The organism is Chryseobacterium sp. BIGb0232 (assembly GCF_024810195.1).
Classification (GTDB): Bacteria; Bacteroidota; Bacteroidia; order Flavobacteriales; family Weeksellaceae; genus Chryseobacterium; species Chryseobacterium pennae.
In genome coordinates, this window is the sequence record NZ_JANUEH010000017.1 from 96,845 (window position 1) to 106,836 (window position 9,992).

The window sequence follows — 9,992 nt, forward strand, 5'->3', positions numbered from 1 at the left end:
GAAGTAGTATGTTTAAGAAATTCATCCGCAGACCCGTTCTGTCTATTGTAATCTCATTGATTATTGTGTTTATGGGAATACTGTCATTGGTAAAGCTTCCGGTGACGCAGTTTCCCTCCATTTCTCCCCCTAAAGTAAATATTACCGCAGAATATCCCGGAGCCAACAACGAATTATTGATTAAATCTGTTGTTATCCCATTAGAGAGAGGATTGAATGGGGTACCGGGTATGAAATATATGACCTCAGATGCCGGAAATGATGGGGAAGCTTCCATTCAGATCGTATTTGATCTGGGAACAGATCCCAACGTTGCAGCAGTAAACGTTCAAAACCGTGTATCTTCCGTAGTGAATAAATTACCTCCTCTGGTCGTTCGTGAAGGGGTGAAAATTACCCGTGAAGAACCGAACATGTTGATGTATATTAACCTGTACAGTGACGATCCTAAAGCCGATCAGAAATTCCTGTTCAACTATGCAGATATTAATGTAATGTCTGAATTGAGAAGGGTAAGCGGTGTAGGTTTTGCCGACATTTTGGGTACCCGTGAATATGCAATGCGTATCTGGCTTAAGCCGGATAGGTTAACGGCCTATAACATTTCAGCAGATGAAGTGATGGAATCACTGAACGAACAGAGTCTGGAAGCCTCTCCGGGAAAAACAGGAGAAAGTTCAGGAAAACGTTCACAGTCATTTGAATATGTACTAAAATATCCTGGTCGTTTTAATAATGAAAAAGATTATGGAAATATCATCTTAAGAGCAAAACCGGATGGTGAATCCATCAGGCTAAAAGATGTTGCCGATATTGAATTCGGAAGCTCGATGTATGATATTTATTCCACTTTGAATGGAAAACCTTCTGCAGCCATTACGGTAAAGCAGTCTTATGGATCCAATGCCAGTGATGTTATTAAAAATGTAAAAACTTTAATGGCAGACCTGGAAAAAAATACTTTTCCTAAGGGAATGCATTATGATATCAGCTATGACGTTTCAAGATTCCTGGATGCTTCCATGGAAAAAGTAATCCATACTTTATTTGAAGCTTTTATACTGGTTGCCATTGTGGTATTTCTTTTCCTTGGAGACTGGCGTTCAACCTTAATTCCGGCATTGGCGGTTCCGGTTTCATTGGTAGGAACCTTTGCCGTGATGTCCGCATTTGGTATCACACTGAATATGATCTCACTCTTTGCCCTGGTAATGGCAATCGGGGTTGTAGTTGATGATGCTATTGTTGTAATTGAAGCAGTGCATGCCAAGATGGAGGAGAAAAACCTTTCCCCTTTAAAAGCTACGGAAGAAGCCATGCATGAGATCAGCGGAGCAATTATCGCAATTACTCTGGTAATGGCGTCTGTATTTATTCCGATTGCATTTATGTCTGGGCCGGTTGGGGTATTTTACCGTCAGTTCTCAATTACCATGGCATCGTCCATTATTTTATCGGGAGTAGTGGCTTTGACTTTGACGCCGGCATTATGTGCTTTAATTCTGAAAAATAACCACGGGAAAGCTAAAAAGAAGACCCCGATTACTGTTTTCCTTGATAAATTCAATAACCTGTTTACAAAAGGGGCTGGGAAATATGAAGGAATGCTTAAGAAGACTGTTACCAAAAAAGGAATCACATTGCCATTGCTATTGGCGTTTTGTGCCTGTACATTCTTCCTGAGTAATTCTCTTCCTTCCGGATTTATTCCGGCTGAAGATCAGGGAATGATTTATGCGATTATCCAGACGCCTCCGGGATCTACCCTGGAAAGAACCAATCAGATTGCCAGAGAGCTGCTGAAAGAATCTGAAGATGTGGACGGAGTAAAATCTGTTTCTTCACTGGCAGGGTACGAGATTTTAACGGAAGGTACAGGATCCAACTCGGGAACCTGTCTTATCAATCTTAAAAGTTGGGAAGAACGTAAAGAATCTGCTGCAGAAATCATCGAAAAGCTTGAAGAAAAAGCTAAAAATATTCCGGGAGCCAATATTGAATTCTTCCAGCCACCTTCTATTCCAGGTTATGGTGCCGCAGGAGGTTTTGAACTTCGTTTGCTGGATAAGGCGGGAAGTGGTGATTATCATAAAATGGAGCAGGTAAGCAATGATTTTGTTAAGGAACTGAAGAAACGCCCGGAACTGGGATCTGCATTTACATTCTATTCTGCGAGTTTTCCTCAGTATATGCTTCGCGTGGATAATGACCTTGCTGAACAGAAAGGAGTCACCATTGCAAAAGCGATGGATAACCTGTCGACGCTTATCGGTTCAAACTATGAGACCAGCTTTATCCGTTTTGACAGGCCATACAAAGTTATTGTTCAGGCAGGACCTCAATATCGTGCCCTTCCAACGGATCTTTTAAAACTGTATGTGAAGAATGATAAGGATCAGATGGTACCTTATTCAGACTTTATGCACCTTGAAAAAGTATATGGACTATCTGAGATTACAAGACATAATATGTACAATTCCGCAGAGGTGAGCGGAACTCCGGCACCTGGATACAGTAGCGGGCAGGCCATTAAAGCGATTCAGGAAGTTGCGGATAAGACACTTCCCAGAGGTTTTGGTATCGACTGGGCGGGGATTTCGAAAGATGAAGTAAGCCGTGGGAATGAAGCGATATTTATATTTCTTGTGTGTTTAGGATTTGTATACCTGATCCTTGCTGCACAATATGAAAGTTTTATTCTTCCGTTACCGGTGATTTTATCCCTTCCTACAGGTATTTTTGGAGCATTTTTATGTTTAAAATTATTAGGATTGGAGAACAATATCTATGCTCAGGTAGCTATGGTAATGCTTATCGGGCTTTTAGGTAAGAATGCCGTTTTGATTGTGGAATTTGCAGTACAGAAGAAAGCTGAAGAAGGCATTCCGGTGGCAAAAGCTGCTATTGAAGGTGCTGCCATTCGTTTCCGTCCGATTCTAATGACCTCATTTGCCTTTATTGCAGGGTTAATTCCATTGGTAATTGCAACGGGTCCGGGAGCTATTGGTAACCGTACAATTGGAACGGCAGCAGCAGGAGGAATGTTGATAGGAACTGTTTTCGGATTAATGATTATTCCGGGGTTGTATTACATTTTCGGAACTATTGCTGAAAAATCAAGACTGGCAAGATATGAGGAAGAGAATCCTTTAACAGAACAAACAGAACCTTATGAACACGATGGAAAATTCGAAGACTAAAAATATTATAACAGCCATTGCCTTATCTCTTGTGTTAGCAAGTTGTAAGGCGCCAATGGCGACGGTCATAAAAGACGAGGTAAAAACAAATATTCCTCAAAACTTCAATCAGGAAGAGCAGGAAGATGGGAATAATAACAGTGGAACGACTCCGTGGAGACAGTTTTTTACTGATCCAAACCTGGTAAGCCTTATTGAAACTGCTTTAAAGAACAATCAGGAGCTGATGATTACCCTTCAGGAAATTGAAATTGCCAAGAGTGGAGTTTTAGCTAAAAAAGGGAAACTAAGTCCTACTGTTTCTGCAGGAATAGGAGCCGGATTGAAAAAAGCGGGCCGATATACGAGTGAAGGAGCCGGAGATGCCACTACAGAAATAGAACCGGGTAGAGAAATGCCGGATCCTCTTGGAAATTTTGAAGGGGGTTTAATGGCCAATTGGGAAATTGATATCTGGAAGAAACTGAGAACAGAAAAGGAATCCGCAGTGGCCCATTATCTTTCTACAGTGGAAGGGAAAAACTTTGTTCTGTCTAACCTTATAGAGGAAGTTGCTGATAATTATTATGAGTTGCTGGCTCTGGATAATCAATTGGATATTATTCAACAGTATATCAAGCTTCAGCAAAGAGCATTGGAAATTTCCAAGATTCAGAAAGAAGCTGCTGCTGCAACAGAATTGGCGGTGAAGAAATTTGAAGCAGAATTGGCAAAATCGAAAGCTTCAGAATACACCATCCGTCAGCAAATTACTGAGAAAGAGAATGAGATCAATGCTTTGTTGGGAAGATATCCGCAGCCGATTGTCAGAACAAAGGAAAACTTTATGTCAACCATTCCACCAACGGTTTATACGGGAATCCCGTCACAATTGCTGGCCAATCGTCCTGATATCAAGCGGGCTGAATTAGAATTAAGGGCTTCTAAACTGGATGTAGAAGCAGCGAGAAAAGAATTCTACCCATCACTGGAGATTTCTGCAACCTTAGGATTGGAAGCATTTAAGCCATCTTATCTGGTAAAAATGCCAGAGTCTATTGCTTATAATCTTGTAGGCGAGCTGGCCGGGCCACTCATTAATAAAAGTGCAATCAAAGCGAACTTTCAGACCGCAGATGCTAGACAGGTACAGGCATTATATGAATATGATAAAACTATTTTGAATGCTTATCTGGATGTGGCTAATCTGATGTCGAAAGTTAAAAATATAGACCAGTATTATCAGTTGAAATCTCAGGAAACAAAAGCCCTGGATCAATCGATTGATATTGCGAACCAGTTATTCAGAAATTCCAGAGCAGATTATCTTGAAGTTCTTTTGAACCAAAGAGATGCTCTTGATGCCAAAATGGAGCTTATAGAAGCAAAAGAAAAACAGCTGAGCACAGTAGTAGATATCTATAAAAGTCTGGGTGGAGGCTGGAAATAAAGAAACATCATAATTCAATCAATAAACAGTTAATGTTTTGAGGGTTGGCTCTTCGGAGCTGGCCCTTTTTTATTTCTAATGCGTCAAGTTCTGTCGTTTTAGCAGAGTAGCTTTGCATAAGAATGATATGGAAAATAAAAAGTGAGGTCAACTCTCTTTTGGATCGGAAATACTTGCACTACTTTAATAAAACTGACCATAAAATTCAAAAATAGGGAATGAAAAGCACTTTTAGGGGAATTTTATACTTTCATAACCTCAGTACCTGTATTTCAGGATTACATCATTATTTTAATAATCAATAATCTTTCTCTATAAATAAAGAATTAATGTGTACAAATGTTACAGATTAAGTTGTAACAGTAAAATATATTATATCGCGTTTAAGTGTATTATTAATTATTATATTTAGCAAAACAAATGTTAATGAAAAAGATTTATCTCAGTGCATGTACTGTATGCACAATTCTTGGCGTATCTGCCCAGAATGTTCTCTGGCAGAAAGATATCAAGTCCTCTACCCAGGATTTCCTTAGCCAGGTCACTACCACTATCGATCAGCAGTATCTTATCACAGGAAGCTCTATACAAAGCGACAAACAGCAAACTTCAGGAAGTAAACAGAACAATGGCTACGATTTCCATCTGGTTAAACTCAATCAACAGGGAGAAGAAGCCTGGGAAAAGTATTTCTCGGGAAACAATCACGATTACCTATCTGCAACAGTCAGCACTCAGGAGGGAGGATTTCTTTTAGCAGGAACCTCATACTCTGGAAAAGGACTGGATAAGAAAGAAGATTCCAAAGGCGGCTCAGATATCTGGCTGATCCGGATCAATGAATTTGGCGATGAAATCTGGCAGAAAACATTAGGAACCTCTTCCGATGAAGAAGCCAAAGCAGTCATTCAAAGTACAGATTTAGGCTTTTTTGTAGCCGGGAATGTACAAAACTCTTCCCAAGGGTATGGCTCCAAAGATGTCTGGATCACCAGACTCGACAAAGACGGAAAAGAAGTTTCCCAATTGATAGTAGGCGGAAAAGGTTTGGATGAAGTAGAGAAAATGATTCCTACAAAAGATGGTGGAGCCTTATTGGGAATTTATTCAAGAAGCTCCGAAGTTCGAGGTTCAGGATTAAGAAATCCTGAGAGTAAATCTTCAGATGAAAGATCTGTCAGTTCAACAGCCATTAGCCAGACGCCAAAAGCCAGCAGCAACTTCGGTGAAGGCGACTACTGGATTATCAAGCTGGATAAAAATGGAAAAGTAGAATGGGAAAAGAACTATGGTGGAAAAGGAGATGACCATATCAGAACCCTGTCTTTAACCTCAAATGGCTATATCATTGGTGGGGAATCCAGATCCGAAAGATCAGGAAATAAGACTGTTGGAATTGAAGAAGGAACCGATCTGTGGCTGATTTCTTTAAATGAAAAAGGTGATGAACAGTGGCAGAAATCCTACAATTTCAAAAACCGTGATATTCTGATGGGAGCAAGCGTAATCCATTCAGGAGACGACAAATCCTCGAAAGGAATTCTGTTAGGCGGTTACACCCAGGCAGAAGGAAGAATAGAAAAAGATGATGAGACCTTCTGGATGATCTACCTGGATGGTAATGGAAATGAACAGTGGCGAAAACATGTAACAGGAGAATCCAGACAGAAAGAAGAAAGACTTTCAGATTTGAAACTCAACAGAGACGGTTCTATTATTCTGGCAGGAACCAGTGCCAAAGAATTAGGGAAAGAAAACTGGAAGATTGTAAAGCTTGGCGATAAACAGGTGAATGACCTGATTGAAAAATATGATATCAAGATCTATCCGAATCCGGTATCCGATTATGCGTATGTAGAAATTGGCTTTGACTTTAAAGAAGCTGATATTATGCTGTATGATATGAGCGGAAGACAGCTTCAAAATTTGAAAACAAAGAACAGAGTGACTAAGATTAATACCCAGGCTTTGGTGCAGGGAGCTTATCTGGTTACCATAAAAACTGATACTAATAAAACAGCGAATGCAAAGCTGATTAAGAAATAAACACGAGAAAAAATGAAAAGAAAAAATATATTTTCAGTAGCCTTATTATTTTTGTGCAGTATCATCGAAGCTCAAAATATATCCAATATTTTACCTCCATCCCCCAATGCTTACAGCTTGTATAAAGTCAGAGATTTGGAACTTGATAAGATGAGTGGAACTGCCAACTTTTCAATTCCCATTTTTGAAATTGTTCAGGATGGAGTAACAATTCCTATTAGTTTATCTTACAATACCGGGGGAATAAAAGTAGACGAAAGATCGGGTTCTGTTGGCTTAGGCTGGGCATTGAATATTCCATATGATATAACTAAGCAAATTCATGGGTTTGATGATGACAATAGAAGACTCAAACTACCCGATAAAAAATATTATCATCCCTCAAGCTATCCTGAGATGCTTCCTTCGTTTAATTATGCTGCTATTGAAATTCCAAATGCTATGCTCATCGATATATTTGATGAAAACAGTATTTATGATATTCAACCGGATATGTATCATTATAAATTGGGGGCGTACTCCGGAAAGTTTTTTCTAGACACCCAAAGAAAACCTCAACTTATTCCTTATCAGCCTATTCAGATAAGTTCTGTTTCTCCTATGAAAATTAATGATTTTGAAGGAAATCTATACGAATTTAATTCAACACTTAATTTTCTGACTAAAGACCGTTGCTCAAATTTTAATGCTGGTGGGGATTTCAGTGGATATAATAATTATAAGATTTCCAATATCACCACTAAGAATAAAACCAATATTTTCTTTAAATATGATCAAAGTGAGAACTATGTAATTCGGGGTTTATATGAAATGAAAAATTTTAAAATAGAAGGCCCCTCGTTAGAGTTTAGCTCTCAACCGTTTTCAATTTCTTGCCAACCAATCAGAGAGGAGCATCATAACTTAATCACTGAAATTTTATTTGACCAGGGAAGAATACAATTCCAATACAAAACTATTCGAAGCGATATGGAGCCGATTAACACTCCTTCTAAAAGTCTTGATGAAATTACCATTTATGATAAAAATAACCGGATAATCAAGAGAGTTCTCTTTTCTTATAATTATTTTACAAGCTCATCTTTTTTAAGTAATAGTAATACATATTTAAACAAACGATTAAAGTTAACTTCATTAAAGATGGATAATGAAATCCATGAATTTGAATATTATGAAGATTCTTCAATCCCAGCCATTAATGTCAATTCAGTGGATTATTGGGGATATCACAGAGGAACAGCAGGAGCAACAAGAATTCCTATAATATACTTTAAAGGATCGGTAAATACAGATGGAGTCAATAGAGAACCCGATCCAACAGGATTTTTTACAAGGATAATGAGTCTTAAAAAGATCAAATACCCAACAAAAGGGACACTCGAAATTATTTATGAGAATAATGATTATTATGGAGAGAAAAACACTTTTTTAAATCAAAGTATAGGAATAGATTCTGATAATCCATCAGTTGTTTTTACATTAGGGCCGCAGGATATTAAAAGGGTTGTTTATTTTACAACAGATTATGATAATTCTCCTGGTGGATTTGAAAATGGAATTTGTATAGGAAAAGTCTGGATGAAAGAGAACCAAGGAAATTATAAATTGATAGGGAATTTTTCAGATAACGGATCTTTTCCTAAAATTTTATCTTTAGATGGTGAATATAGGTTTACTTTAAACAATTTTGGAGACAAAAAATGTTTTATAAATGCAGAATATCTACAGAAAAAGACTGAAATGGGAGTATTTCCCGCAGGAGGATTAAGATTGAAAACCTTAAATTATTTTGATCATGATTCAAAATTGGCAAAACAAAAACAGTATCGATATGTATCAGATACTCTTGGGTATACGTCAAGTATCATGATGGGACTTCCCAATTTTATTAACGAACGGGTGATACAACAGAAAGTAGGGACGGAATATGAATATAAACTACAATATCTGATCTCTTCAGATGCGGATTTCAACCATTCTTTAAATTCTAATTCATCCGTATCATATACTCAGGTAGACGAGTTTCTGTCTGATGGAAATAAAAATAACGGGAAAATTAAATCTTTTAATTATATTGATAGTAAATTCAATTTTAGTTCATTAAAAAATTCATTTTCTTATGGATTGGTAGATGATTGGAAGAATCACACCTATAAGACACAAGTATATGATTCGAAAAATCAACTCTTAGAATACAATGAATATTTTTACAAAATTTACAGAGCAAAAAACGAATTGTCTGCCGATGCATATGGAAAATATATAGGATATGCAATGAGTAAAGGAGTTTTTCCCTCCGTTAATTCCAGTGAAATGATTGGAAATGGTTTTATAACAATAAGAGGATATCAAGCTCTTCTTGAAAGCCTTAGTTTCTATGGTCTAGATTCGGGGCTAAAGTTTCTTGCAGAATCCCGGAATTATAAAATTTTGAACGGAAAACCAGTCCTTACAAAAGAAAATAAAGAGTTCCAAAATTCTAAAGAATTCCCACATCTGCTTCTCTCAAGTACCACCACAGATCCTGATGGTAGCGTTATTCAATCCAAATATCAATATGCCCATGAAAAAGGGAATCAATTGATGATCTCAAAGAATATGATTAGAGTTCCTTTAGAAGTCAAAACAAGTAAGACTATGGGAGTTAACAGTAAAATGCTGGCCAAAACAGAAACATTATATCCATCTAACCAATCGGAAGCGGATATCAAAACATCAGGCTTAGTATTGCCATATGCTGTACTTTCAACTGATTTGCAAAATGTTACATCAACTGATGTTACTTATGATAAGTATGATTCTAAAGGAAATCTTTTGCAGTATACCACTAGAGATGGAGGTATAACAGTTATCATCTGGGGATATAATAAAACTCAGCCTATTGCCAAGATTGAAAATATACGGTTAACTGATATCCAGCAATCTTTTATAGACAGTATCGTGAATGCCTCCGATCTGGATGCTGCAGCCGGAGCAAATAATGATGAGAATAACCTACTTAATGCCTTTCAAACTTTCAGAGCCAATTTGCCCGGGCATCAGGTGACGACTTACAGCTATGATCCATTAATTGGAGTAAGAAGCATTACCCCACCATCCGGAATAAGAGAAACTTACCTTTATGATTCTGCCAATAGACTTGAAAAAGTAGTTGATACCAACGGAAAGATCCTAAAGGAAATGAAATACAACTATAAAAACTAATACTGATGAAAAAAATATTAATCCCCATAAGCATGCTGCTGATTACCCATTCAGTGCATGCCCAGCTTACCCCGCTCCCTAATACGGAGAATTACATACAGACCAAAACCTAT

The 9,992-nt window shown here is 37.7% G+C and carries 4 protein-coding genes; all 4 read left to right on the plus strand.

The annotated features are described in order from the left end of the window. Window positions 1–8: 8 nt before the first annotated feature. Window positions 9–3,200, plus strand: coding sequence for an efflux RND transporter permease subunit (locus M2372_RS24980; protein WP_123321709.1), 3,192 nt, complete (start codon window positions 9–11; stop codon window positions 3,198–3,200). Next, window positions 3,172–4,629, plus strand: coding sequence for a TolC family protein (locus tag M2372_RS24985; protein WP_123321708.1), 1,458 nt, complete (start codon window positions 3,172–3,174; stop codon window positions 4,627–4,629). The genes M2372_RS24980 and M2372_RS24985 overlap by 29 nt, the downstream gene beginning before the upstream one ends. Window positions 4,630–5,055: 426 nt before the next feature. Beyond that, the gene (locus M2372_RS24990) at window positions 5,056–6,675 is read left to right on the plus strand and encodes a T9SS type A sorting domain-containing protein (RefSeq protein WP_123321707.1); all 1,620 of its coding nucleotides are present in this window, start codon (window positions 5,056–5,058) and stop codon (window positions 6,673–6,675) included. 12 nt (window positions 6,676–6,687) lie between these two features. Then, window positions 6,688–9,879, plus strand: a complete 3,192-nt coding sequence (locus M2372_RS24995; protein WP_123321706.1) for an RHS repeat domain-containing protein — start codon at window positions 6,688–6,690, stop codon at window positions 9,877–9,879. Window positions 9,880–9,992 lie beyond the last annotated feature (113 nt).